The organism is Bernardetia sp. MNP-M8 (genome assembly GCF_037126285.1).
In the GTDB taxonomy this organism is placed as follows: domain Bacteria; phylum Bacteroidota; class Bacteroidia; order Cytophagales; family Bernardetiaceae; genus Bernardetia.
Genome location: NZ_CP147012.1, coordinates 4,601,107 through 4,627,366, shown reverse-complemented (window position 1 = coordinate 4,627,366; position 26,260 = coordinate 4,601,107). Strand labels below are relative to the sequence as shown.

Genomic DNA, 26,260 nt, shown 5'->3' with positions numbered 1-26,260 from the left:
AATCTAAATTTTTAATTTATTTCTAGCTAGAATGATCTGCAATAATCACCCATTTTTTATTGATTTTCTCCCAAATCAACGTAAAATGACCTTCTAAATCTTCTTTCTCATCTCTTTTAAGATGCCATTTTCCAATTACAAAAACATGTTTTTTATCTAATTTTTTAAAGGATAAAATATCAAATTGAAGTTTGCCCATTGTTGCTGTATCAGGATATGATTTTTTATAACGGTTCAGAGTAGCTTCATATCCATATGTAATTCCATTCTTTCCAATAAATTTTAAAGAGTCAGATTGCCAATATCCATTCATAAATCCTTCTAAGTCGCCATTATTCCACGCCTTTTGTTGATTCTGAAAAGTTTGCATAATCTGAGCTACATCTTTTGATTTCACAGTTTGAGCAAAAGAGGTTAGACAAAGAGAAAAAAGCAAAAATAAAATAAGAATGTTTTTCATGTAATTTAGAAGTTTGTGTTTTAACTGTCAGACATCTTTGAGATGTACTGATAAGTTTAATTTTCAAAATGTTATTATAACTTTGCCTTTCAAATTATTTTTTAATTCAAAAAACGGAGAATTTTTAGACTTTGATACATTTGTTTCTTTTCTAAATTCCCATTCTTGGTCAGGATAAAAGACTGTCAAATTAGCCTTTTGTCCTTCTTTGATTTGAGGTTGCTCTAGTTTTAGTAATTTTCTTGGATTGGTAGTAAATTTTTCTATTAATTCTTCTATACTCAAAATATGTTCAGTTTGCTTTCTGATAGCTGCAAAAGCTGTTTGAAAACTAATTATTCCAAATTCTGCCAAATCAAATTCTAGTTTTTTAGTTTCTTCATCGTGTGGATTATGATTCGAAACAATAACATCAATTGTATTATCTTTCAAGCCTTCCAAAATTGCCGTCGCATCATTTTGAGTACGGAAAGGGGGAAAAGTTTTCAAAAATGTATCAAAAATAAATGAATTTTTAGCCAAATCTTCATCTAAAAAAGAGAGTTGATAGGCTGCTATATCACATGTTACGTTTAATCCTTCTTGTTTTGCTTTTCGGATAAGTTCTACACTACGAGCCGTCGAAATAGTAGAAAAATGAATTTTTCCACCTGTATAACGCAAAATTTCCAAATCTCTTTGAATCATCATTTCCTCAGCAATAGATGGCAAACCTTTCAAACCTAATTTTGTCGATGTAATTCCTTCATGCATGTGTCCATTAGCAAGATTTTTATCAGAAGGAAGTTGCATAACAAGTCCATCAAAAGCCTGTGCATACTGTAAAGCTCGCATCAAAACGCCTGTATGAGACACATTTTTCAAGCCATCGGAAAAAGCAACTGCACCAGCTTTATGAAGGTCATACATTTGCGTCATTTCTTGTCCCTCTGCTTTGTGTGTAAGGGCTGCAATTGCTAAAAATTCTACTCTTGAATTAGATTTTTTATTTTCTTGTTCTAAAAAATAAACATTTTCTTTATTTTCTAAAGTTGGTTTCGTATTTGGTAAAATGGCAACTTGTGTAAAACCTCCCAAACTTGCAGCTTTACTTGCTGTATTTAGCGTTTCTCTATGCTCCATTCCTGGTTCAGTTACTAAAGCACGCATATCGCACCAACCCACTGAAACAAAAGCACCTTCACAATCTATTTTTTTATAATTTATAGGAATTGTTATAGAGGGATTGTATTCTACTAGATGGGTAATTTTTCCATCTGCTATTCCAATACAAAATTCTTTTTTCGAATCATATTCTGAGTTAATGATTCTTACTTTTGGAAGCCAATGTGCAGTTGTTTGTTCCGATTGCATTTTTATAAATTAATAACTGTGATTTTTGGTATTTGATGCAAAGGTAAAAACTTTGTTTGAAAGTTTTGTCACAAATTGGCTAAGATAAAAGCAAATATTTATTTGTTTCTCATCAATCCATTAAATGAATCTCTATTGTTTTGCCACTAGAAAAGATACGTTTCCAGTTGTAAGTTGTAATAAATTTAATTCTGTTGTAAGGCAAATATACACTTCTTTGATTTTTTTCACTATTACCTTCTATTATGAGATAGTTTTCCTTAAAAACAAGTAATAAAGGAGCAGAAACATAAATAGAAGGCTTTTGTACAAGAGAATCTGTTGTTAGTATGTGTGTAATGAGCGATAATCCCTCAAAGTCTTTTGTTTTTAAACCACCTAAAATTTCTTGACACGAATTTTTATCTAATTGAGCAAATGTAGAAATGGAAGAAAAAAAATAAATGGAAATAAAAATAAAAAAAGAAGCAGATACTTTAACAAAGTTCATAAACGATAGATTTAGTAATTAATTTGAGATAAATTTATATTTGAGATGCTAATTCCTAAATTTGGTTGCACAAAATCATAAATTAATCCTAGTTTAAAAAAATTACTTAATTTTCAATCCTCAATTATGTCTCCTATTTTACTTTCAAACCTACTGATTACCAGCTTTTTAGTTGGACTTATTTGGTTTGTGCAGATAGTTCATTATCCTATTTTTAAAGAAGTAGGCAAACAAAATTTTCATAACTTCCATTCTGCACATACTACACTGACAGGAAAAATAGTAATTTTACCTATGCTCATAGAACTTGGATTATCCTTTTGGCTCGTTTGGGAAGGATATGAAGTAGATTATACTCTTCAAAACAATTATGTAGGCGAAAGTATAAGAAACAGAATGAGTAATTTTTATTCTTTTTCTAGTATTGCTTTAGTCTTTACTCTTCTACTTTGGATTCTGACAGCTTGGATTTTTGTTCCTCTACATGGAAAACTAAGCAAAGGCTACGATATAAAAACTATCGAAAAACTTGTTTTTAGAAACTGGTTTCGTACTTTTTTTTGGTCTCTGCGACTTATTTTATTGATATACCTGACCTTAGAAGCTACCAACAACTTGAATTACATTGAATAATTTTCTTGAAATATTTTCTTTTGTTTTAAATACTCTTCATTGTCTTTTGCTAAAAACCATTTTTCTTTAAAAATTCTAGCAGATTCGGCTTTTACAGGGTCTTCTTCTTGACGTTCTAATTGAGGTCTTCCATGCGAACCACTTTGTCCTTTTTTATCTTTAGGAACTTCTCCTTTGTATTTTCTTCCTCCTTTATAATTGGCATATCTTCGTGAACGAGTATAGCCCATCTGTAAAAATTTACGAGCCATATCTGCGCCTACAAAATCTTCTTCATTCAAATATGATAGAAATAATTGATAAATCTTTTCAGAAGATTCTTTTGCTATTTCGGGAGTCTTGAATCTCCAATAAGGTAATATTTCAGATTTATAAGGCTCTACCAACAAAACACCTTGCTCTCCTTTTCCAACAGCATATAACTCTGGATTTTTACGTAAATCAAGCTCTTTATAATTGCGTGAATAATCAAATTTCTTCATAATAGATTGCTTTTTTAGATAGTTAAACTACTGATAAAGTTAAATTGTTAAGATTCTCCTTTTTTAATAGGTTACATATTCTTTAAGCTAATTTATCATTCTTTGTGGCGATTAGCGATTCTTATTGTTTTCTCATCAAATATATTTAGTAATAGTGGATTATAAATAGGTATTTTTCCTATTTCCCATTCTTGAAAGCTATTTTCAGATAATTTGTAAGAAACCCATAATTGATTGTCTTTCTTCCTATCTTGTTGTAGTATCAAATAAATACTATTTTGTTTATCCTTTGAGAAAACTGTAAGATGGATTTCTTCTCTAGAAAGGTACTTACGTCCATCATCTAGTTTTAATTTTTGCAAATACAAAGAGAGTGTATCTACCAAATCTAATGCTAGTTCAGTATTTTCTACTTGTAAAAGTATTTCATTATTTTCTATAAATGATTTTACTTCTGTTCCTGCTTTCTGATAAGAATAAAAATGTAGTGAAGCTAAACTACCTCCCATTAAAAAACATAGTACAGAAAGAATAATTCCTATTATGGTAAGTTCATTTTTTAAATCTAATTGACTTAAATGGTGAATGGTCATTTTGAGTGAAAACCCTGCACCACTAGAAAAGGATAGTAATAAAAACCCAACTATTCCTAATAAAGTAGATGGTATAAAAAAATAAAGAATATTTTCAAAAACAAAGTCTGCGATTTGTAACATGATTATTGTTATATTAAATATTTTGCTCTACAAAGCTAAGAGTTTCTTAATACAATTGGCAAGTCAAATTTAGTTTTTTGCATAAAAAGCATCATCAAAAATCAATATTAAATCAAATTGTTAAAAATATTTTAACAAAATAATCTGCTCTAAATGAGCGTATTAGCAAAATTATAATTGGAATAGTTATTGCAAAACAAAACCTTCTTTTGATACTTTACGTAAATATAACCACAAACACTTTAAGTCATAAATTTTAAAAACTAAAACTACTTTACTTAAAGATTAAACCTACTTTAAAATAAGTTTTGCTTATTTGCATCTATTTACGACTTACTACAATAATAAAATAACAAAGCCATGAACGAATTAATCACACTTTTAGAAGCTCCCTATAATTTAGTTTATGGAGTATTGGGTGCAATTTCTATCGGAATTTGGCTTATGTCAGCAATTGGATTGTTTAGTCATAGTGCAATAGAAGGATTTTTTCCTCATCCTCATGTTGATATTGATGTAGATATAGACATGGATGTAGATGCAGACGGATTTTCTTTAGGTGATGGATTCCTTACTTTTTTGAGCGTCGGACAAGTTCCCATTTCAATAATACTTACCATCTTGTTTTTTATACAAGCAATTATTGGAGTTTGGCTCAATCAGTTTGCTATCAATCAGTTAGAATTATCTATATCTTGGCAGCTTTGGACAATGTTTTTTGTCAATTTTGGAATCTCTTTTTTTGTAGCTGTTTTTATTGCAGGTTTTTTATTAAAACCCATAAAACCTTTCTTTAGAGATTACGGAATTGTCAGAACTGCAAATAGCTTAGTAGGAAAAGTAGCCATTGTTTCTTCTTCAGAAGTTACAGACAAGTTTGGAACTGCTATCTTTAAATTAGATGGAGGAGATATTGTCGATATTTCTATCCGTGTAGCTGAAAAAGGCTCTGTATTCGTAAAGAAGCAAGAAGTAGTCATTGTAGATTTTGATCAAGAAAAAAATTTATACTTCGTGATGCTAAACTAAATGTATCACAGACTTCTAGTCTGTGTAAATGATAATATTTCAGTTGTTATTTCAAACCTTCAACGGACAAGGATGTCTGTTATACATTTTACTCCCATGTGAACTTTATATGCCTTCGTTTTTGCGAAACTTGTTTTCGTACTGCTTTTCTTTTGCCAATACTACATGAAATTTAGCAAAAATTAATAAAAATTCTTTTCTTGTAAAGGAATCTATTCAATGAAAAGCAATCAAACTTATTTATCTACTTTTAATTTTAAAAAATATGAACGCAATTATTTTGCAATCAAATGGCATAAATGGTATGCCTACTTTTGTCTTTGTTGCTGCTGGTGTTATTCTATTTATAGTTTTTCTAGTAGCCTTACTCAGAGCATTTTTGAAAAAAGCAAGCCCTGGTACTGCACTTGTAAAAACAGGTTTTGGACTTCAAAAAGCATCTATTTCTACCAGTTCGGCAATTGTTATTCCACTTCTTCACAAAATAGAAACGATTGATTTGACTGTCAAAACGGTCAGAATAAGAAGACGTGAACATGAAAGTCTTTCTTGTAAAGATGGTATCCGTGCAGAAGTTGAAGTTGATTTTTATATCAAAATCAATGCAATGGACGAAGATATTCGTCGTGTGGCAAGTGCTGTAGGGTGTGGGAGAGCTTCTGATATTAGTATTCTTAGAGAACTTTTTGAAGCGAAATTTTCAGATGCTTTGAAAACGGCAGGTTCGAAACTGACTTTTGACTCGTTGTATCAAAACCGTACAGAGTTCAAAAAGGAAATCATGAAAGCTCTAGGAGAAGATGAAGATTCTGATGTAATTTTGAATGGGTATAAGCTAGACGATGTAGCTATCCAGTATTTGGAGCAGCTTCCTCTTTCTCAACACGATGACCAAAATGTTTTGGATTCACAAGGTATTAAGGAAATTGCACAAAGAACGGCATCACAAGCAGAGGCAGCCAACCTTCGTTTACGTGAAAAAGAAGTTCGTATCGCAGAGCAAAATCAAGCTGCTCAAACTCGTCAGTTAGAGATTACGCAAGATTTAGAGTTTAAATCTGAAAAGCAAAAACGTGAAATTGCAGAAACTGTATCAAAAGAAAATGCTTTAGCTGAAAAAACAAAGCAAGAACAAGAGTCTATTGAGCAACAAGCTGTTATTGCTAGAGAATTAGCAATTAGTTTGGCAAGTCAGAAAAAAGAAGAGCAATCTATTGTAGCTACAAAACTAAGAGAACAAGCTGTTAGCGTAGCTGATGAAAATAAAGAAAAAGAGATTGAACTGGCTCGTATTCGTAGAGAAAGTGAAGTAGCTGAGCAGCTTCGTGAAAAACTCAAAATGCTAGAAGAAACAGCAAAACAAGAAGCTGAAAAAATCAGAGCAGAAGAGCAAGCACGTACAGTTCAAGCTGTTGAGGTAGCAAATCGTGATAAGGAAATCGAAGTAATTAAGGCAAAAAGAGAAGCAGAAACACAGCTGACAAACCAACGTGTAGAAGCTGATATTAAAGCCTATAACTTGATTAAGAATGCACAATCAAAGCAAGAAGCTGCTGAATTAGACTTAAAAACGGCTGATAAACAAGCTCAAATTGAAGTCATTGAAGCAGACAAAGAAGCCAAGAAAGAATTGATTGCTTTCAATGTAGATGTAGATGCAGAGGCATATCGTTTGAGAACAGTTGCACAAGCAAAATTAGAGGCTGCTGAGTTGGAAAGCAAAGCTGCTGAGTTGCAATCGCAAACCATCAAACAAATTGGAGAAGCAGAAGCACATGCACTTATGCTCAAAATTGAGGCTCAAAATAAAGTGGGTAAAAATCTTATTCTTGCAGATGCAATCAAAGAACTTATTCCTTTATTGCCTACAATTATGGAGAAACTTATGGCACCTGCTGAGAAAATTGATAGCATCAAGTTCTTGAATATCAATGGAATGGGAACAGGACAAAATGGAACTACAAGTGGCTCTGGTGTAGGAGGTTTTGGAGGAAATGGTTCTTCGCCAATGCAAAGCATTATGGGAACAGTTATGGGAGTTGGAATGGCAGTTCCGATGCTCAAAGAAGTTGTCAAGACCATAAAATCAGATAATGAATATGGTGATGTTTTGGAAATGGTAAGTAGCATTCCAGGAGGCGAGAAATTGCTTAATTTCATTGAAAACTTCAATGAAGCTGAAAAAGCGAAAGAAGAAGCCAAAAAAGAAGATGATTCGGCTGCTGATGTTGAATACCTATAACCTTTAGTTTTTATTTAAACTAATTAACGTGAACTCGGAATTATAAAACAGTATTTACAGTTACTTAACAGATTAGATAAACTTTTCAGTTAGACTGACAAGTAAATACTGAGACAAAAAAAATAATTATAATTTAAAATATAATTACAAGTTCACGTTAATAGTTAGGTATTACAAAATAATTTTCAAATTATCTATTCCAAATAAGTTAAAATTTTCATTACAAAATAAACCATTCCATGAAAACGGCAGAACAACGCTTACTAGAGCAAGAACAAGAAATTCGTAACCTTAGAGAACAAAACACAACTTTAAAAGAAAAATTATCTACCTTAGATGAAAAAGCTATTTTATTTGATACAATGATTGAGTTAGCAGAAAAAGAATATAAAATTTATATGCAAAAAAATGCAAATGAAAAATAACATGAACTCGGAATTTATAAACAGCTTCTTTTAAATTATTTATAATCCAAAAATTTAACTACAATTCATTAACCCTCATTTTTCTACTCTTAGAACTACTTTTGTAGTTTTGGGAGTTTTTTTGTTTAAATTCTAACCGTCGTTGAGGCGTTGCCGTCAACGAGGATTTACTCTAAGTTAGGCTGTACAAACTATAAAAAAAATTCCTCGTATTTTTGAGTTACTACACAACAAAAAATACCGAGGAATATGTCTAAACGACAGTATGAATATAGGATAAAAAACTGGAAATCCAAAGCTATGGCACGCAGAAAAGAAAACGACTATTTAAAAAGTCGTATTAAAGAACTCTTAGATAGCCGAGATTCTTGGAAAAAAAAATATCAAGCAGAAAAATTACAAGGCAAATTAAACTTGTCTACTAAAAAAGCAAAAAGACACCAGTATAGCTTACAGGTAGTCAATTTTGTACTAGAACTATATAAATATGGTGGTATGAGTTTACGCAGTTGTCGTCATACGTTAGTTTGCTTACATCTTTGTTTTGGTTTACAAGGCAAATTACCAAGTCATAGCAGTATCCGTAATTGGTTATGCAAATGTGGAGCTTATCGTCTTGAACACACAGAAAACCAAAGTAGCGAGTATGTGGTCTATGTGGATGAAAGTATTAGTTTTGGTAGTGAAAAAATACTTTTGCTACTAGGTGTTTCAGTAGATGCTATTCCTAAAAACCGAAGTTTATCTCATAGTGATATGGAAGTTTTGGCAGTAGAAATTGGTAACGAATGGAGAGGCGAACAAATAGCGAAAGAATTAAGTAAAATAGCCTCTGAAACAAAAATAAAATATATTGTTAGTGATGAAGGTACTAACTTAAAAAAGGCTTATAAATCATTGAATTATACCCATATAGAGGATTGTACTCATATTTTAGCTAATCATTTAAAGCGACTTTATCATCAAGATGCTGATTTCAAATTATTTAGTAACCTTGTCGGTCAATTACGACAAAAATGGAATTTAAGTAAAGATAATAGTCAGTATATGCCTCCTTCTATGAGGGTAAAAATGCGTTTTGCAAATATCTTTCCTTGTGTTAATTGGGCAAAAAAAATAGTACAAAATTGGGACAATTTACCCTCATGTGTTCAAGAACAAGTTCTTTTTTTGAAAGAAAAAGAGGAGTTTATAAAAGGACTAATACAGGTAGAAAAAGTATTTAAAATGGTTTGTCAAGAGCTTAAAACTACAGGATTTGGAGTTTTACAAAAGAAAAATATTCTTAATAAATTGCTACTTATTGAGTCTCAAGCAGGAGACAAATTAAACCCAAAAGCAAAAGTTTTTATGGAGAACGCTAAATTATATTTGAATAATTTAGAAAACAAAAGTAAGAGTTTGAAGGAGGAATTTATTCTTTGTAGTTCTGATATTATTGAGAGTTATTTTGGAAAATTTAAAACTAAAATAAATCCCAACAGCAGAAGTGGTTTAACTGAATTTATTTTTACAATAGCTACTTTTGGAAGAGCTTTTTCAATAGAAGAAACTCAAAATGCGTTAGAAAACATAAAATGCAAAGAGTTAAAGTTGAAAAAAATAATGAAAAATGTTGCTTAAATCAAGGTCAAAAAATTAGGGAACTTTTTGACCTTGATTGAACAGCCTAACTCTAAGTTATCCACAGCATCATCAATCTCTTTTGCTAATTTTTTAAAATATTTATTCAATAATCTAGCTTGAGGTTTTGGAATATCAGCTAAATCTTCAAACGGCATTAAATCATTAATTTCATTCAAATCTTCAACATCATATTCATTTTTGTACGTCTTGAAAAGTTGCATTTTCTTTAATGTGTCATTATTTCCAAAACTACAATCTCTCAACAAAATAGGAACAATCAAATAATTCTCATTCTTCTGTTTGTCTAACATTATTGTTAGTTCTTCCCCTGTACAATATTCGGAAGCCAAAAAATCTGGACTTACTAGTAAAATACCAACAGTAGATTCATTCAATGCATCTTGAATTTCTTTATTCCAATCATCTCCTACTTTTAATTCTACATCAGACCAAATAGTTTCGTATTTATTTTTTGCTCCTTGCAAATAAACTTTCAAACGATTTTCCATAATTTGACGTAGTTTACGGTCATAACTACAATACGAAATAAAAATTTTCAATGGTTTGTCTTCTTTCATAGTAATAGGGTTTTTCTTATTATTAGCTTCCTCAATAAGTGGATTTTTAGCTTGTTTTCCTTCCTCTTCAAAATGAGATTTTTCAGAAATAGTTTTTTGAGTTTCTTTTAATCTATATTTTTCTGCAAAGTCTTTTACTTCTACTTTTTTGTTGTTTACTGTTCTTACAAATTGATTATCATCTTCAATCTGTGTCATCAGTTTTTTCTTTTCCACAAACTCCTTTCCATCAAACGAATAAAAAAACGTAACTTTTTCAGAAGGCTTAGTTTGCGAACCTTCATCTAAAATTTTATTGAGTTCTTTTAGTATCGCTTCCAAAAGCTCATAGTTTTCAGTAGAAATATTTACTTCTTTCTTTTCTCTATCAAAAGTAATTAAGGCATCACCGTTAAATGTTTCACTAAAAATACGTATTCCATCTCTCCATAAATCAGTTTCATTACTCAAACGTCCTAAACGACTTAAAAAACGCTCTGCAATTCCTTTATGGAAAAAAGCAGGTTTGTAAATCATATAAAAACTATCCTCATATCGCCATCTAATATGAACATTTTCTGGCTTTGGCAAATAATGAGGAACAATAAAAGTAGGATTTTCTAACTCTCTATAATTTTGCTGTTCTTTACAAAAACAAATTTCAGAACTTACCATAAAATCAATAAAGGTTTTTGCTTCATTTTCTGAATATCCCTTTTCTTGCCAAAGTTTTATTAATCTTTCAGAACTTATTTTTCCATTTTTATCTTTTACCAAACCACTCGGTTTTAAGGCTTCATAAATGGCTTCTATTGCTCACGTTTGATTGAGAATAATATTTTTTGATAATTTTTCGTCGTAATACAAAAAGCCTGTTCGATGTAAAAACAAAAGTACCGTTTCAGCTTCTGATTGTTCTATTTCTCTTTTTTTACATCTGTCTATGTATTCTTGATACGAAATTTCATTTTTCTTATCGTTTTCATTTTCTCTTAATTTCCTCAAATCATCACGCAAAAACGACCATTTTTCAGGAATTTTTGTATTTACTCTACCTGAAAGTGAAAATTTGGTGTCTTTGATAGCTTTTTTGATGGCTTCGTTTAGCTTATCTAGTCCTTTTCCTGTTTTGGCAGAAAACGATAAATCATTTTCTATGATATTTCTTGCATATTTTGGTTCTTCGCTAATATCTATTTGCTTATTTATTTCCTTTCTATTTTTCTCACTTTCTTTATCGCACTGACTATGCACCAAAATCACAGGACTATCAATAGCCAAATCTTGTGCATAATCTAACCAATAATTCAAATCTTGACGGATTTCGTGTTCTTGTTCGTCGGTTTCCAATGCCCAAACGATAATATAAACAGCATCTTTATTCAGAAAAAGACGATGCGTTCCGTGATAGACTTCTTGTCCTCCAAAATCCCAAATATTTAGTTTTACTTCTTTGTCGTCTTCTAATTCAAAAGGAGTATTTTCTTTTATCACAATTCCCTCTGTACGGTCGCTAATGTCTATTTGTATATCTTCCCACTTACCATTAGGAGATAAAAAACGATTCAAAAGCGTACTTTTTCCTACCATTCCGTTACCTAATAGCACTACTTTTATTTCTTTGTTGGGTACGAAATCTTGGTTTTGGTAGTAATTTCTTAGGTCTTGGAGGCAGTTATATACGTAACTATCTCCTAAAAGTTCTTTTGGTAGATAATCAATAGGATTTCCGTATAAAGTTAGATTCTGTAGCTTATCTAAGAGGATTAAAGACTTTACTTGACTTTTGCTCTTTATACTATTATGTGCAAGGTATAAGTATTCTAAATTATTTAATTTTTTAAAGTCTTTTATATCTACTATTTTGTTGTGCGATATGCTGATACTAGTAATTTTTGGTAAGTTAACTATAGGATATATCTCATTAATTCTATTTTCCATTACGTTTAATTCTCTTAGATTTCTAAGATTACTAATAACTGATATATCAACAATGTCATTTCCTTGTAAATCTAACTTCTGTAATTCTTCTAAATTTTTCAGGAAAGATATTTCTGTCGTCAATCCCATCTGCATATCTATTCTCTTCAAACTTCTTAATCTACTTATAAACGATAAATCAGTGTTTTCTGCTGGATAGATAGATAACCAAGATATAGATTTTAGATTTTCTAACGGTTTCATAACAAGTACAACATTTGTAACTATATCTAATTGCTTGATATTAATTAATCTCTCAAAAACTTTCATATCTACTTTCGATGATATTTCTATTGATAAATGTTCTAATAAATGCAACTCTGCTAAACCTTCTATGTTAGATATTGGATTAGCATGAAGAGTCAATTTTTTTAATTTTTTCAGAGAGCTAAGTCCTATAATACTTGATACTTTATTTTCACCTAAATGTAATTGTTCAAGTAATAATAGGTTAGATAAAGGATCAATATTAGTAATCTGGTTTTGACTAACATCTAAATATGTTAATTGCTTAAGTTTTGCTAGAAAACATATATCTGAAATTTTATTCTCTACTAATTCTAGACTTATTAAACTATATATTTCACTAATGGGAGTAAAATCAGCTATTGGACTAAAGTTGACTTTAAGTATTTTTAAGTGTAAAAATCTATCTATAAATTTTAAATTTTCACCTTCTAATTTCGTAATTATTAGATATATACTCATCCGTAATTAGATTTCAAAAATATCTAAATTTTGATTATTTTTAGCTTATGAATTTTCAACTTAGTATTTCTGAACGAGATATTTTAAAAGATTATCGTAAAAGTTCTTCAGGAAAGAAGGACTATATTCGTTGTACTGTTCTTTTAGGTCTTGACCAAGGTAAGTCAGCAAAAGAGTTGTCAGAGCTTTTAGGTGTTGATTTAAGTAGTTTTTATAATTATGTAAAAAGTTATAATTCCTGTGGTCTTTCTGGTTTTATTTCTTCTAATTATTTAGGTTTTTGGGGTAAGTTGGATAGTTTTGATTTGGCAGCTTTAGATAAAGAACTTCGTTCTCACTTGCATAAAAACTGCCAGTCTATTGCTTATTGGATAAAAGAAAATTTAGGTATTGATTACGCTATTAAAAGTCTTCCTAGTTTGATGAAACGTCTAGGTTTTTCTTATAAAAAGACAAAAACAGTTCCTGCTAAAGCTGATAAAGAACTTCAAACTCACTTTATAGAAGATATAGAGGCTTTGATAGAGCGTTTAGATTCAGAAAATGCTGTTCTACTCTACGCAGATGCTGTTCATCCTCAATGGAATACCCGAAGTAATTATGCTTGGATTCCAACAGGAGAGGAAAGAGAAATTAAAAGTAGTAGTGGTAGAAAGCGCATAAATTTGACAGGTACAGTAAACATTCAAAATCCAAGCGATATACTCATTAGTGAATCAGAAACAGTTGATTCAGAGAGTGTAAGAGAATTTTTAGATAAAGTAGAAGCAGCCTATTTAGATAAAAGCAAGGTGTATATGGTCTTAGACCAAGCCTCCTATTTCAAATCTTATTTGGTGCAAGACTGGGTATATGGCTCTAAAATAGAACTCATTTACTTGCCTGCCTACTCGCCTAATTTAAACTTAATTGAAAGACTTTGGAAGTTGATGAGAAAGAAAATAATTGATTATGAATACTACAATACATTTGAAAAATTTAGGACTAACGTCCTTGCATTTTTTGAATATATCGTTGATTATAAAGATGAGCTAGAAACACTTTTAGCACCTAATTTTCACGTCCAATTTTCGAAAACCAATTTCTATTGAGTATAACAACTTGTCTAATTTAGCAATACAACTGTTTTCTCGTACATGACAGTCTCTTATTCTTAAACCTATTATTTCTCTATTAGAGTCTGTTAGATAAACATTATAACGATGTAAGTCTGAATGAAAAAATAATTCCTTTGATTTTACCTCAAACATTTCTAACCCAAGTTCTTTCTCAAGCCACAAAATCTGTTCTGGTTTATTTACTTCTTTATTATCCATTAACTGTATTTTTAGATTTTTTATTAGCTTAATAAGAACGCAACTATTTTTATAAAAACAAAATGGTTTTTGGTGTTTTTTAATTCAACCGTCGTTGAGGCTTCGCCGTCAAATGAGGTTTTAAGTTATAATCCTCAACGACGGCAACGCCTCGTTCGACGGTTGTGTTGGTTTGGGTATTTTAGATTTTATTGTATCTTGATAATCTAATTTATCATTCATTATAAACCGTCGTTGAGGCTTCGCCGTCAAACGAGGTTTTAAATTATAATCCTCAACGACGGCAAAGCCTCGTTTGACGGTTGTGTTGAATTATGTTTTTACGATTGTATTGTGTTGATTATTTTAGATTTTATTGTATCTTGATAGTCTAATTTATCATTCATTATAAACTGTTGTTGATGCTTCGCCGTCAATGAGGATTAAAGTTATGGCATACAAAATACCTTTAGAGTCTGGCGAAATATACCACATCTACAATCGTGGTATTGATGGTTGTAATTTGTTCTATGAACAACAGAATTATACTTTCTTCTTAGAAAAATACGCTAAATATGTTTCTCCTGTAATGGATACTTTTGCTTACTGTTTATTAGGAAATCATTTTCATCTTTTGGTACGTATCAAGTCCGAAGAACAGCGTACACAACTTAGAGAAAAACCTTCGCCTAAAGGAACGCATATTACGCTGAATCCTAGCCGACAGTTGGGACATTTTTTCAATACGTATGCTAATGCCATCAATAAGAAGTATAAACGTACAGGCTCACTTTTTGAAGAAGCCTTCGAACGCAAAAAAGTAACTTCTGATTCTTACTTGACTACGTTGATAGATTATATTCATAAAAACCCAGTAAAACACGGTTTTACAAACGACTTTACAGATTATCCTCATTCTTCTTATCACAGTCATCTATCAGAAAAAAATACAAAATTAGATAGAGAGTATGTTTTAGAATGGTTTGGAGGTAGAAATGAGCTTCAAAAATTTCATATCCAACAACAAGATTATGATAAAATAAAGGATTTGATAATTGAGTTTGATTGATGTTTGAAACCGTCAACGAGGCGTTGCCGTCGTTGAGGATTATAACAGTTTAAAACCTCGTTTGACGGCAACGCCTCAACGACGGTTGAACATAAAACACTAAAAATCAAGGAACTAAAAATTAGTAAAAAACGCTAGAATAGTGTAATTTTGTAGAATTATTCTAAAATAAAAAGAATTTAAAAACACAGAAACAGAAATCCTATTTCTTCGCAGAAGAAACTAAGAAATTAACTGATAACTGTTCACTGATAACTGGTAACTGTTTATGTATGATGTAATAATAGTGGGCGCAGGACACGCAGGTTGTGAAGCAGCCCACACAGCAGCCACATTAGGCTCAAAAGTTTTGTTGGTAACAATGAATATGCACACAATAGCTCAAATGAGTTGTAATCCTGCTATGGGTGGTGTTGCAAAGGGACAAATAGTAAGAGAAATAGATGCGTTAGGTGGGATGTCTGGAATTATTACAGACAAAACAATGATACAATTCCGAATGCTCAACCGTTCGAAAGGTGCTGCAATGTGGAGTCCACGTTGTCAGAGCGATAGAATGCGCTTTGCCGAAGAATGGCGAACAGCTTTAGAAAACAATAAAAATATTGACCTTTGGCAAGAAATGGTCGAAGGTTTGGTGGTGCGTGATGGACGTGTGTGTGGAGTCAGAACGCAATTAGGAATTGAGTTTGAAGGAAAAACAGTAATCCTCACCAACGGAACTTTCCTAAACGGACTTATTCATATTGGCGAAAAACAATTTGGAGGAGGACGTGCAGGCGAGCGAGCAGCCACAGGAATTACAGGACAATTAGTAGAATTAGGTTTTGAGGCTGGCAGAATGAAAACAGGAACGCCACCACGAGTAGATGGAAGAACCATTAATTATGAAGCCATTGAAGAACAAAAAGGAGATGAAAATCCTTCAAAATTTTCATATTCTGATGAAACGACCTCTTTAGTAAATCAAAGAAGTTGTTATATCACTTATACAAATCCAAAAGTTCATGAGATTTTGCAAACTGGTTTTGAGAAATCGCCTATGTTTGCAGGACGTATAAAAGGACTGGGTCCAAGATATTGTCCTTCTATTGAAGATAAAATTGTTCGTTTTTCGGAGCGTGATAGACACCAAATTTTTGTAGAACCCGAAGGTTGGGACACCGTAGAAGTCTATGTAAATGGTTTTTCGACTTCGCTTCCGTATGAAGTTCAGCAAAAAGCATTGAATCAAATTGTAGGTTTTGAGAAAGCAAAAATGTTCCGTCCCGGATATGCGATTGAGTATGACTTTTTCCAACCCACACAATTAAAGGAAACATTAGAAACAAAACGCATTGAAAACCTGTATTTTGCAGGTCAGATAAATGGAACTACTGGCTATGAAGAAGCTGCTTGTCAAGGACTTATGGCAGGAATAAACGCCCACCAAAAAGCACATGAAAAAGAAGCCTTTACGCTTTCTCGTTCTGATGCCTATATTGGTGTTTTGATTGATGATTTGATTCATAAAGGCACAGATGAGCCGTACAGAATGTTTACTTCAAGAGCCGAATATCGTATTTTGCTTCGTCAAGATAATGCTGATGTTCGTCTTACGCAGAAAGGTTTTGATTTAGGTTTGGCTTCTGAAACTCGTCTTCAAAAAATGAAACAAAAAGAAGAAGAAGTAAAAGAAGTAATTAAAGTTTTGTCTAAAAGAAGTCTTGAGTTAGAAGATGCAAACCCTGTTTTGGCAGCATTAGGAACGTCAGAACTCAAGCAGAAAGTAAAATCTATTGATGTTTTGAAGCGTCCACAGGTTCAGCTTTCAGATTTGGGTAAAATGAACAGCGAAATAGCTAATCTTTTAGAAAAATATTCTGTTTCTGATTCAGAAAATGGAAGTAGTACAAACAATAGGAATAATGAAGAGATTTTGGAACAAGCCGAAATTCAAATCAAATATTCTGAATATGTTGAGAAAGAACAAAAGCTAGTTGAGAAAATGCACCGTTTGGAAGGTTTACACTTATTTGATGGTCTTGATTATCATTCTATGCCTTCGCTTTCTATGGAAGCACGTAAAAAACTAACTCAAATTCAGCCTCGCACATTAGGACAAGCCTCACGAATTAGTGGAATTAGTCCTTCTGATATTTCTGTTTTGATGGTTTACTTGAATAGATAAATGTATTTTTGTCGTCGGTGAGGACACCGACAACGGCATTGATAATTCAAAACTTTGTAAGTAGTTTTTTGGTAATCCGAAACAACTCTGACAATAGTTTGAAATAGAAAAAGCCTATTAGATTTTTATAATCTGATAGGCTTTTTTGTGTTTACTAATAGGATTGTTGGAAGTAGAGATAACAATAAATAGGTTTAGTTTTTGTCTTATGGATTCATTATTAATCCATAAACTATTATAAAAATCCTATCTATGAAAACTTATTTAACTTCTTTTTCCTTTATTGTATATCTTGTGTTATTTAGTCATTTTTCTCTTGCTCAGAACACTAATTGTACAAAAGCATTGTCTGATTATTTATTTCAGAGTAAAAAGAATTTTATTGAAAGACAAAGTATTCAAAAATCTAAATTAGAGGCTGCACTAAAATTAAGTAAAGAGAACTGCCTAAGTACAGCTCAAATCAAATTAATCATTTCGTTATTTACAGGAGATTTAGAGAGGCTTTTAGTTGCAAAAAACGCATATAATTCTAGTATTGATAAAGAAAATTTTTATCAAATCTACGATACTTTTTCTAGTGCTATTTTGTTATATGATTTTGTAAAAAGTAAAGAATCTCATCATTCTACTACTTCTACTTCCCAGTCATCAAATAGCTATTCTTCTTATTTTGTAAGTACAGAAGAATTTCAAGAAATAAAAGAATTGTTGAAATCTGAATCTATCGACAGTCGGAAAAATGACAAAATAAAAAAGATTTTGAAGAAATATCCCCCTTGTTTTTCTATAAATCAAATTAAGGAACTAATGAATCTGTATAGTTTTAGTAGTTACAAATTAGAGTTTACAAAAATTATGTATCAATATGTACTACCAAATGATAAAAGAAGGTACTATCTAATAGCTGAGGAATTTTCCTATTTTGATAAACAAGAACTATTAGAATATATAGAGGATAATTAGTTAATTTGAAAATAAAGAAGCCTATTAGAGTTATAGAATCTGATAGGCTTTTTCATTTTTGGTTAGAAGAACACCATTAAAATAAAATAATTCTTATCCCAAAAGCTCCTTTATTTTTTTAGCTGTTCTGATAGAAACTCCTTCCGTCTGAATTTGATTTTTGAGCGCAATATATTCTTTTCTCATAAAATCATATCTATCACCTTCTTTATCTAAAAGTAATTCTAATTCTTGGCTAATAGTTTCTACATTTGCATCATGTTGTAAAAGTTCTTTTACAATTTCCTTATTTACAATAAGATTGACCAGCGAAACCCACTTTACTTTAATTACTAGTTTTGCAATCTGATAGGTAATTGCATTTACTTTATAAATTACCACCTGAGGAACTTCAAAAAGAGCTGTTTCTAAAGTCGCTGTTCCAGAAGCAACAATGGCAGCATCTGCGTGAGAAAGTAAATCATAAGTTTGCTCAAAAATCACATCAATTCCATTTGCTTTTGCCTCATCATACAAGCTCTCATCTAAGCTAGAAACACCAGCCAAAATAAATTTATAATTCGTAGCATCTGATTTTTGCTTAAATTTATTTACAACTTCTATCATGACAGGCAAAAGTGACTTTACTTCCTGCTTTCTACTTCCTGCCAAAAAAGCAATATTTTTTTGATTAGAATTTTCTTTATTTAATTCGCCATCTATAGCTTTAACTTTGTCTTTCAAATTATTTTCTAATAAAAAACTATCATTTGGTTTATAATTTTCTATTGCATCAAAAAGAGGATTTCCAACATACGTTATTCTATCAAAATTAAATTTCTTATAAAACTCAATTTCGAAAGGCAAAATAGAAAACATATAATCGATGTTTCTTTTGATTTGCTTGGCTCTTGATTGATTCCACGCCCAAAGTTTCGGAGAAATGTAATAAAATAATTTGGGAGTTTTGAGAGTTGAATTTTTGTTATAATAATTTCTTAAATACTTTGCAATTCGCAAATTAAACCCTGGATAATCTACAAAAATAACTGCATCAGGCTTAAATTCTAAAATATCTTTTTTGCAGAATGAAAGTAGTTTTTGAATTGTTCCCAAATTTTGAACAACTTCAAAGAAACCCATAAAAGCTGTTTCTCGGTAATGTTTGGCAAGAGTTACACCATTATTTTCCATCAAATCGCCTCCAAAACCTCTAAAAATAGCTGTTGGATATTCTTTCTTTAAAGCATTTACAAGATTAGAAGCATGTAAATCGCCTGACTTTTCGCCAGCAATGATGTAGAAACGCATTAATTTTTGTGTGTCTTGTTCTGTTTATTTTTTTTGTAAAGTACAAAATTAGACAAAATTCTAATCTAGTAAAAGGCGAACTTTTTACCTACAAAAAACAAATTATACAGGATTTTGTAAAAATTTTAAAACTCCTCCTTCATTACTTACTTCAAAGGCTACATTTGCACCACAGATAACAGTTTCATTCTGAGAAGTATGTCCAATAGGAGAATTAAAAGCAACAGGATAATTATATTCTTTTACTAAATCAATAATCATTTGTTCGACTGAAAAACCAAATTGCTGGGCAGTTTGCTTTGAACCTGAAAAACTTCCTACAACAATTCCTTTTAAGTTTTTAAATTTTCCTGCTCGGTAAAGTTGCCAAAGCATTCTATCAACAGCGTAAAGATTTTCGCCTACTTCTTCTAAAAAAAGAATTTTATTATCTGTATTTATTTCTGTGGGAGTAGCAAGACTGTTGATTATCATACTCAGATTTCCTCCTATTATTTCTCCTTCTGTTTCTCCTAATTTATTTTTTGGATGAGATAAAGAGTTAATTTGATATGATTTGCCTAATAGAGCCTGTAAAAAACTTTGTATAGATTTTTCAATCTGAATTTTATCAGAAATTTCACTTGTATCTTGCTTTAGGGTATTTCTCACTCCTTTTTCGCCTTTTTTAATCTGTTGAATTTGTACTTTCTGAGAATCTGTAAATGCTTTTTGAGTTTCTAAATTAGTTTGAGGTTGATATAAATACTTAAACTGAACAGGCATAAAACCATGCATACTTTGAAAACCCAATTGATTTATTTTCAAATGAATAGCTGTAATATCACTAAAACCAATTAGCCATTTAGGATTTTCTAAAAATTTATCCCAGTTGAGTTTGTCTAAAATACGTCCCATTCCATATCCACCACGAATACACCAAATCGCTTTTGTTTCCTTACAATCTAAGGCTTTTTGAAGATCAAACAAACGATGTTCGTCCGTTGCAGCAAATCGAAAAAAATTATCTGTCAGATGAATTCCCACTTTTGGTGTAAAATCATTTTCCATTATCCACTCTACAGCATGTTCTATATTATTAGGTTCAACAATTCCAGAAGGAGCAATCAAACGAATCATATCTTTTGATTTCAAAAAAGGAGGCGATTTTGAGAATGTAGATTTTTGCATAAGAATAAATAAGTAAAAAGTGGATAAGATGAAACCTTAGCAGAAAGCTAAACTAAATAATGAATAGATTATAAATAATGTTAGCAAAATATTTTGTTTAACTTTAAAGTTATTAAAAATAAACAAAAATTTCACCTAATTAAAGGTATTTTTAAAAAAATCTGCTTTTTCAGTAAAAAAATCCTTTTAAACTACAAAAAGCCTAATTAATCAAAAGAATTTCTGAGTAATTAGACTTTTTAAAAATTCAGCAAATCATATCTGATTCTAAAAAACTCAAACCTTCTCCATTTTTACTTCATTAAAGTACATTCGTGTAGCCAACATGTGTTCACAAGCTCCTTTTCGAAGATTATTCATTTTGTAAAAATTACATTCACAACTAGCATCTACAATTCGCTCATCATTATCTATTTGAACCAGTGTTGGATAGGTTGTATTTCTATCTCTTACTCTGCCTTTCAAAACAATTCGTTCACTTTTTTCGCCATCTTTATTGACAACATTTGTCGTATCAACTTCTACTTGTACGCCATTATTTTTAATAAAACTTGTTGCTTTTTCTTCTTCTTCACTAGCAAAACGCAATTTATCCATTGGCAAAGGATCTTTCGAAAGCTCACGAACACGATAAACACCCATTTTCAAATCATAAATTACTCGTCCAGCTTGTGTGTAGGCAGCCAAAGCAGAAGAAACCGTTTTTGTATCCAAGTTTAGACGACGAGCCAATGATGCCGAACTCTCAAACCAGTTTTGTTTCAAAGCATTGAAAACTGTTTTTTTAGTAAAATCATCTACTTCACTTCTTGGTGCCATCAAATCAAAATTCCCTGCTCTTGACCAATCATTAGAAGTCCAACCCGAAAGACCAAGCGTAAAAGTCATATCTGATTCTAATTCAGCTATAAAAAATGAAGGCAATCCAGAACCAAGCAAAACAAGTTTGAAATTTTTAGCTACTGGAATCAATCTTTCCAAAATCAAAATACGTCTTCTTCCCCAAATACGAATTTCTTTAGACTCATGTCCTGTATAAATCGAACGGTTAAAAATGAGTTCCTTATTCCAAGGCTCAATAATTATTTTGATGGGTTGATTTGGTTCTAACACAAAACGCAACGAACGAGGACTTTTTTTCTCCTTAAATCTTCTCAAAAACTGACACAAACTAAAAATATCCATTGGATGCAAATCTAGTGTAGTCGAAGGAAGGGTCATAGCAGAACTTACTTGTAAAAATCCACGTACCCACGTATCAGGCAAATCAATTTTGACCTCTTTATAACTGTCTTCATTGGTCGTCTGAACCTCAAAACCACTTGGGTCAATTTTAAAATCAGTTTCTTTATAGTTACGAATCTTTTGAAATTCATTATATAAAGTAGATGAATAATCTACATTTGTAGTTCCACATTCAAACTCATTGATTTCCTTAAAGACATTATAACTACAACTCAATTTTCCATACGTAGATTCATCTTGACTAAAACATTCAAAGAAAACCTCGTCGGGATGAACCGTAATTACAGGGTCAAGTACAAACCAAGCATCCTTATCTTTTTCATAGAGATACTTGAAATATTCACGCTGTGCTGTGTAATAAGGCTGTAAAATTTTATTACTTTCTTTATAGGATTCGTTTAATTCCTTTCTGATTTTCTCCGTTTTGGCTTTTACTTCCTCAATCTGAAAAGATTCCATATATTCGGCAAGCCAAATTTGTTCTTGTTTTTCTGCCCACGCTTTATATTCTGTTTTGTCTTTGGGTTTGAAACGCAAATCCGAAACAACAACATGATGAAGCGCAGAAATAGCTTCACGAAAATTTATTTTTTTATCTAATTTTCCTACAAAAAAAGTAGGTTCACGCAGCGCATCAGGAGCAAAAGACATAGAAGTCTGCTCTGAATTATTTATGATGTTGGTGTTGCCACCGTATTTATATTCGAAAAGCATAATTTTATTTTTTTGTATTCTTATTTAACCGTCGTTGAGGCTTTGCCGTCAACGAGGTTTTGAATCTATAATCCTCAACGACGACGAAGTCTCGTTGACAGTTAAAACCTTACTCAAAAACTAAAGCTACTTTCAAATTCTCATATTTTACTTTTAGTTTTTGGAGAATTTGTATAAATCGCTCTTTGTCTTGAACGGCACTCGTAGCCACCAAATCATTAAACAAAGGAACAACCCAAAAAGCAGTTTCTTTTGAAGATAAAGCCTCTTTTTCTAGGAAATCAAGAACTCTATCTTTTGCAATCCTGCCTTTGTTGACTTGCATCAAAACACAACGGAAATAAAATTCCATTTCCTTCAAACGTTCTAAATTCCCAGTTGCAAAGCGTTCTAAATAATTGGTTGCAAAAAGCTGCATCGAATTGCTAGGATGCTGACTGAGCATAGTCAAGTATTTTTCGCCATCTTTTTCTTCAAAGAATTTGGTAATCAGTTCTTTTCCAAATGCTTCTATATCTGGACGAACTGAATCAGCAATAGAAACCAGACTATCTACATCCCAATCGTTTTCTGTGAAGTTTTCTCTAAAAAATGCCATTGCTTTTTGGCGAACATCATCCCATTTAGCATCTAAAATTCGTAAGGCTTCATCACGTTCGTAACGAATACGAGCAACATTATTTTGATAATATTCTAATGTCCAACTACGAATTTCTAAAAGTTCGTGAGCTGCTAAGGCAACAATCTGACGAATAGAAACTTCTTCTTTATTAGTTTGATTAGCAACAATATGGTTTTTGAGAATATGAAAACCTACAAATTGTCCTTCTCTATAATTTCCATGAAGAAGATTAAGCGTAGTTTTGAGTGTAACATTTGATAAATAAGAGTCAAAATGATTGATTAAAAGATCTGCAATTTCTTTATGAACACTGAACTGTTCGGAAGAATCATTTTCACTTTGATTTTCAGAATTATTTCCACTTTCTTTGTTCTGTTTTTCTTGTTCTGCTTTTATTTTTGCAGCTTCTTCTCGTTTTATTTCTTCTGGGTCTTTTTTACGAAGAGCCAAAACTAATTTTGTTACAATAGATTCAGAAAACTCTTTTCCTTCTTTTGATTGCTGATTGACTTTATTTTGAGTAAGTTTTATTATAATTTCTTTTGCCGAACTTCTCAAATTTTGATAAGCAGAAATAAGCATATTTCCTAAAAGTTGATGCGCTTCTAAAAGTGCGCTTTCAGGATAATCTGCAAAAATTTCCATTCCATTTGCTCGTATCTCTTCTGATTTACTCTCAAAAAACCCATTCAAAATAGAAAAAGGAATATCAGTTGCTTTTATCAGTTTGGATTTAATAAGCAAAATATCACTCGCAAAAACTTGATTTTGAAGGTTTGTGTCTTCCAAAAGCTCCAAAACAATATTCCAACCTACATTTTCTAAAACAGGTTTTGCGTTTGCTTTCAATATGTTTTGAGCATCTTTAAGTAATAGAGTAGAATAATTTTTATCTGTACTAAGCATCTCAGAAATTGCTTTTCCTACAATAATCTGCCATTTCTCAGTTGATAAAGGAATAGTTTGTAAAAACTGATTTATCCAGCTTCGGATATCTATATATTGATTAAAAATAAGCTCAGAGACAAAAAGTGTAAAGTTTACATCTTTTGTAAATTCTTGGCTGTTCTTTTCTATGATTTCTTTTGCTAATCTTCGTCCTTCTTCTAGTTTTGAGTTTAAGAGAATTAAAGTCAATTCTTTATCAAAATTTTCATTTAATTTATCCTTACATATTTCTACTCCAAAAAGTGCAGGAATTTCAAAATCAGAAGAAATCAGTTTTTTCAAAAGTTTTACATCAAATTTTGCAATTATATTTTCATACTCTGAATGTACTTTGAGATTTTTATAGGCAAACTCATGTATACTATCTAGTTTTGCTTCTGCTAAAAGTTGAACGTAAGCCTGTGGCAGAGCATCCCATTTTTGAGGAAAAAACTCTGTTCTTTTGTCTTCTTTGTGAAATTCTTTTTGTTCTTGAAGCGTTTTTCTGTTAAAAAACATTATTCGTTGCAAACTAGAAGGTTGCTCATTTTGAGCAGTTGGCTGTGCATACCAACTATCCGAAACTATCGTAATTTTTTCTTTTTTACGCCATTTATTGCTGACTAATTCTAGTTCTTTATTATTTCCATTCAAAATCAAATTCAATAATAAAGAAGAGGCATTATCAGGAAAAACTGTAAAATTATGAGTATATTTTCTAGTAGTTCTATTCCAAGACGCATAACCAAAACTACTCACAGAATGGGCTTGATAATCTTCTTTTTGATAAGAAAGCAGAATAGAAGTAGCCAATTTTACATAATTGTGATTTCCTGTTTCTAATGCAAAATCTTTCAATCTTCTCAAATCTCTACGCTGAAGATATTCTCTAGTTTGCTCTGAAAAGCCAATTTTTGAATTTTTAGTTTTAACTTCTTTAGTAATATCTGCTACTTGTTCGCTGAGTTCAAAAATATACCTTCTCACTTTATAACTATAATGCCAATGACTTGTGTCTTCATCTTCTGAAATGGTCGTACTTTTATACATTCCTGTCGATTTCTCAAAACGATAAGAGAGCAAACCCAAAATTCTAGTATCATCACGCAGTTCTGCCAGTTTGTAAATTGAACGGATATACTTGAAAAATGGGGGACGAATAGGCATTTTTGAAAGTGAATTCAGAACTACTTTTTGCAAAAATGGATATACATGAACAAGCAAATAGAGCGTTTCTAAGAATTGAAAATCTTTTTGTTTTTCATTTATTCTTAACTGAATTTCTTTTTCTAACCCTTTTGTATCTTGATTTAATGTATATTCTTGAATAATTGGAGGCAAACTCTGCACTAAATTCGCAATTGTATTAATTTTAGCTTGTGATTGAGCTTCTATTTTTTCATCAAAATTTACACTCATCAATCCTTCTTTCGCTATCTTTTTGATATGGTCAGGATGAGTAGTATTGGCATAAGTTTCAAAAATTGAAATTGCTTGCGCATCTTGACAGCGCACCAATGCCCAAAGAATAGAATAAATCTCTACCGTTTCCAAACTATTATTTTCTTCAATTAATTCAACTAAAAAAGGAATAGCTGATTTTAGTTTTAGCTCACCAACTTGCCAAGCTACTCTACCCGTTTTCCATTCTGATTTAAAAATACTTTTCTGTTCTTCATTCGGACTATTTATTTTATTTACAGCTTCTCTCAAACGCTGCAAAATAGCTTCTTCTTTTGAAGAAATTGAAGATGGAAAAACTTTTTCTTTTTTCTCTTTTGACTGACTTTCTTTTTTGTAGCCTTTTTTCGTTTTTTCAGTTTCTAAGGATGTAAAAACGGCTTGTGCTTTTATTTTTCCTACTGGAGAAGGCGTTTTTGTTCCGTCCTTTAGATTTGCGCCTCGTTTTCCAAACCTGAAATTGACTACATACAAATCTGTTCCGACTTCACAAAGGTCGATTTCATAGACTTTATCCGAATTTCCTTGCTTAAAAAAGAGTTTGCTTTGTTCTATTAATTTCATATTACTTCAATTACGAATTAAAAATTACGAATTACTAAATAACTCTTTATTTTTAGATAAGAATGA

Annotated in this window: 18 protein-coding genes and 1 pseudogene; 9 read left to right on the top strand and 10 right to left on the bottom strand. The window is 31.3% G+C overall.

Translation table 11 applies throughout. The features are described from left to right. Positions 1-22 precede the first annotated feature (22 nt). The 3 genes from V9L04_RS18705 to V9L04_RS18695 all read right to left on the bottom strand — a co-directional run bounded on the left by V9L04_RS18705 (position 23) and on the right by V9L04_RS18695 (position 2,303). Positions 23-460, bottom strand: coding sequence for a nuclear transport factor 2 family protein (locus V9L04_RS18705; RefSeq protein ID WP_338791445.1), 438 nt, complete (start codon positions 458-460; stop codon positions 23-25). 63 nt (positions 461-523) lie between these two features. Then, positions 524-1,813 carry a dihydroorotase gene (locus tag V9L04_RS18700; RefSeq protein WP_338791444.1) on the bottom strand — a complete coding sequence of 430 codons (1,290 nt, stop codon included), beginning with the start codon at positions 1,811-1,813 and terminating at the stop codon, positions 524-526. A gap of 112 nt (positions 1,814-1,925) precedes the next feature. Then, complete coding sequence (locus V9L04_RS18695; protein ID WP_338791443.1) at positions 1,926-2,303, bottom strand: hypothetical protein; 378 nt, start codon at positions 2,301-2,303, stop codon at positions 1,926-1,928. Positions 2,304-2,429: 126 nt separating this feature from the next. Between V9L04_RS18695 and V9L04_RS18690 the strand changes: the two genes are divergently transcribed. Then, entirely contained in the window at positions 2,430-2,936 is a 507-nt protein-coding gene (locus V9L04_RS18690) for a hypothetical protein (protein WP_338791442.1), read from the top strand. On the opposite strand, the gene V9L04_RS18685 is transcribed toward V9L04_RS18690, so the two are convergent. Continuing rightward, positions 2,924-3,418 carry a DUF4385 domain-containing protein gene (locus tag V9L04_RS18685; protein WP_338791441.1) on the bottom strand — a complete coding sequence of 165 codons (495 nt, stop codon included), beginning with the start codon at positions 3,416-3,418 and terminating at the stop codon, positions 2,924-2,926. The genes V9L04_RS18690 and V9L04_RS18685 overlap by 13 nt on opposite strands. A gap of 95 nt (positions 3,419-3,513) precedes the next feature. After that, entirely contained in the window at positions 3,514-4,134 is a 621-nt protein-coding gene (locus tag V9L04_RS18680; protein ID WP_338791440.1) for a hypothetical protein, read from the bottom strand. A 360-nt stretch (positions 4,135-4,494) separates the two neighbouring features. Here V9L04_RS18680 and V9L04_RS18675 point away from each other — a divergent pair, with 360 nt between their 5' ends. From V9L04_RS18675 to V9L04_RS18660, 4 genes are all read left to right on the top strand, one after another. Beyond that, positions 4,495-5,163, top strand: coding sequence for a hypothetical protein (locus V9L04_RS18675; RefSeq protein WP_338791439.1), 669 nt, complete (start codon positions 4,495-4,497; stop codon positions 5,161-5,163). 265 nt (positions 5,164-5,428) lie between these two features. Then, on the top strand, positions 5,429-7,405 hold the full coding sequence (locus V9L04_RS18670; protein ID WP_338791438.1) for a flotillin domain-containing protein: 1,977 nt from the start codon (positions 5,429-5,431) through the stop codon (positions 7,403-7,405). 239 nt (positions 7,406-7,644) lie between these two features. Further along, positions 7,645-7,830, top strand: coding sequence for a hypothetical protein (locus tag V9L04_RS18665; protein WP_338791437.1), 186 nt, complete (start codon positions 7,645-7,647; stop codon positions 7,828-7,830). 249 nt (positions 7,831-8,079) lie between these two features. Next, positions 8,080-9,453 (top strand): hypothetical protein, encoded by a 1,374-nt coding sequence (locus tag V9L04_RS18660; protein WP_338790948.1) that lies wholly within the window; start codon positions 8,080-8,082, stop codon positions 9,451-9,453. Here V9L04_RS18660 and V9L04_RS18655 read toward each other — a convergent pair. Continuing rightward, a pseudogene (locus tag V9L04_RS18655) lies at positions 9,450-11,954 on the bottom strand (COR domain-containing protein). The gene V9L04_RS18660 and the pseudogene V9L04_RS18655 overlap by 4 nt on opposite strands. 794 nt (positions 11,955-12,748) lie before the next feature. Between V9L04_RS18655 and V9L04_RS18650 the strand changes: the two are divergent. The 4 genes from V9L04_RS18650 (at position 12,749) to V9L04_RS18635 (ending at position 18,201) form a co-directional block, all read left to right on the top strand. Beyond that, positions 12,749-13,792, top strand: a complete 1,044-nt coding sequence (locus tag V9L04_RS18650) for an IS630 family transposase (protein WP_338790635.1) — start codon at positions 12,749-12,751, stop codon at positions 13,790-13,792. A 655-nt stretch (positions 13,793-14,447) separates the two neighbouring features. After that, complete coding sequence (locus V9L04_RS18645) at positions 14,448-15,065, top strand: hypothetical protein (protein WP_338791436.1); 618 nt, start codon at positions 14,448-14,450, stop codon at positions 15,063-15,065. Positions 15,066-15,333: 268 nt separating this feature from the next. Next, positions 15,334-17,235 (top strand): tRNA uridine-5-carboxymethylaminomethyl(34) synthesis enzyme MnmG, encoded by a 1,902-nt coding sequence (gene mnmG / locus V9L04_RS18640; RefSeq protein WP_338791435.1) that lies wholly within the window; start codon positions 15,334-15,336, stop codon positions 17,233-17,235. 252 nt (positions 17,236-17,487) lie between these two features. Continuing rightward, positions 17,488-18,201 (top strand): DUF4476 domain-containing protein, encoded by a 714-nt coding sequence (locus V9L04_RS18635; RefSeq protein ID WP_338791434.1) that lies wholly within the window; start codon positions 17,488-17,490, stop codon positions 18,199-18,201. Between the two features lie 93 nt (positions 18,202-18,294). On the opposite strand, the gene lpxB is transcribed toward V9L04_RS18635, so the two are convergent. From lpxB to V9L04_RS18615, 4 genes are all read right to left on the bottom strand, one after another. Further along, positions 18,295-19,491: a lipid-A-disaccharide synthase gene (gene lpxB, locus V9L04_RS18630; protein ID WP_338791433.1), complete on the bottom strand. Its 1,197-nt coding sequence runs from the start codon at positions 19,489-19,491 to the stop codon at positions 18,295-18,297. A gap of 102 nt (positions 19,492-19,593) precedes the next feature. Beyond that, complete coding sequence (locus V9L04_RS18625) at positions 19,594-20,661, bottom strand: LD-carboxypeptidase (RefSeq protein WP_338791432.1); 1,068 nt, start codon at positions 20,659-20,661, stop codon at positions 19,594-19,596. Between the two features lie 276 nt (positions 20,662-20,937). Then, positions 20,938-22,620: an SWIM zinc finger family protein gene (locus tag V9L04_RS18620; protein WP_338791431.1), complete on the bottom strand. Its 1,683-nt coding sequence runs from the start codon at positions 22,618-22,620 to the stop codon at positions 20,938-20,940. Positions 22,621-22,729: 109 nt separating this feature from the next. After that, entirely contained in the window at positions 22,730-26,194 is a 3,465-nt protein-coding gene (locus V9L04_RS18615; RefSeq protein ID WP_338791430.1) for a hypothetical protein, read from the bottom strand. Positions 26,195-26,260: the final 66 nt, after the last annotated feature.